Origin of the sequence: Streptomyces alkaliphilus (assembly GCF_014141535.1) — a bacterium.
In the GTDB taxonomy this organism is placed as follows: domain Bacteria; phylum Actinomycetota; class Actinomycetes; order Streptomycetales; family Streptomycetaceae; genus Streptomyces; species Streptomyces alkaliphilus.
In genome coordinates, this window is sequence record NZ_VKHT01001143.1 from 1 (window position 1) to 1,456 (window position 1,456).

1 protein-coding gene is annotated in these 1,456 nt (G+C 71.7%); it reads right to left on the reverse strand.

Features of this window, described 5'->3' with window-relative positions; genetic code table 11:
• Positions 1-59 precede the first annotated feature (59 nt).
• Complete coding sequence (gene rpsB, locus FNQ90_RS22985; RefSeq protein WP_182608105.1) at positions 60-1,001, reverse strand: 30S ribosomal protein S2; 942 nt, start codon at positions 999-1,001, stop codon at positions 60-62.
• Positions 1,002-1,456: the final 455 nt, after the last annotated feature.

Consider the following 1,456-nt stretch of genomic DNA (forward strand, 5'->3'; position numbering starts at 1 on the left):
CGGCGGGCGGGGGCGCGGGGCCCCGCCCGCCGTTCCCGGGCGGTTGGCGATCGGTCCGATCAGGCCTGGTCGGCCGGGGTCTCCGCGGCCGGGGCCTGGTCGGCCGGAGCCTCGGCGGCCGGAGCGGGCTCGGCGGCCGGCTCGACATCGGCGGCGGGGGCCTGGGGCTCGGCGGCGTCCTCGGCGGCCTTGGCCTCGGCGGTCGGCGCCACCTCGGCGGCCTTGGCCTCGGCGCCCTCCAGCAGCTCCCGCTCCCACTCCGGCAGCGGCTCACCGGCGGGCTTGTCGCTCTCCTTGGCACCGGCGGCGCCGGAGCGGGCGATCAGGCCCTCGGCGACGGCGTCGGCGATCACCCGGGTCAGGAGGGTGACCGAGCGGATGGCGTCGTCGTTGCCGGGGATCTTGTAGTCGACCTCATCGGGGTCGCAGTTGGTGTCGAGGATCGCGACGACCGGGATGTTGAGCTTGCGGGCCTCGCCGACGGCGATCTGCTCCTTCTTGGTGTCCACGATCCAGACGGCGCTGGGCACCTTCTGCATGTCGCGAATACCGCCGAGGGTCCTCTCCAGCTTGGCCTTCTCCCGGGAGAGGACGAGCAGCTCCTTCTTGGTGAGGCCGGAGGCGGCCACGTCCTCGAAGTCGATCTGCTCCAGCTCCTTGAGGCGCTGCAGCCGCTTGTGGACGGTCGAGAAGTTGGTGAGCATGCCGCCCAGCCAACGCTGGTTGACGTAGGGCATGCCGACCCGGCCGGCCTGCTCGGCGATGGCCTGCTGCGCCTGCTTCTTGGTGCCGACGAACATCACGGTGCCGCCGTGTGCGACGGTCTCCTTGACGAACTCGTAGGCGCGGTCGATGTAGGACAGCGACTGCAGCAGGTCGATGATGTAGATGCCGTTGCGCTCGGTGAAGATGAAACGCTTCATCTTCGGGTTCCAGCGACGGGTCTGGTGCCCGAAGTGGACGCCGCTCTCCAGCAGCTCCCGCATCGTGACGACGGCCATGGCCGTTCTCCTTCAGGGAAATACTCGGTTGTCGGCGCGGGCCGGCGGCTCGCGCCCCTGATGTCCACCCGCGTCCACCGGGGCCGAAGGGGGATCGGAAACCGACCCCCGGGCCCACGGACCGAGAGACGCGGCCGGCCATGCGCGGGGACGGGGATCCCGGAGCGCCGCCGGCGGGACATGCGAGGTCGATTCGGGTACCCGAATCGCCACGAGAAGTGTAAGCGACCGGGAAACCGCCGGGCGACCCCGTGCCCGCCCGTCGATCGCCCGTCCGTGGGGGCCCGGGGGGAACGGGCCCCCGGACCTCCTTCCCCCCGTCCGTCGGTCCCCGTTCCATCGGTCACGCGCCGCTCTCCTCCGGATTCCGGAGTCGTCCTCTTCTCCCGCCGTACCCTCCGGGGTTTCTCCCGCCGTACCCTCCGGGGTCGACCCCGGAGGGTACGGCCTCCCTC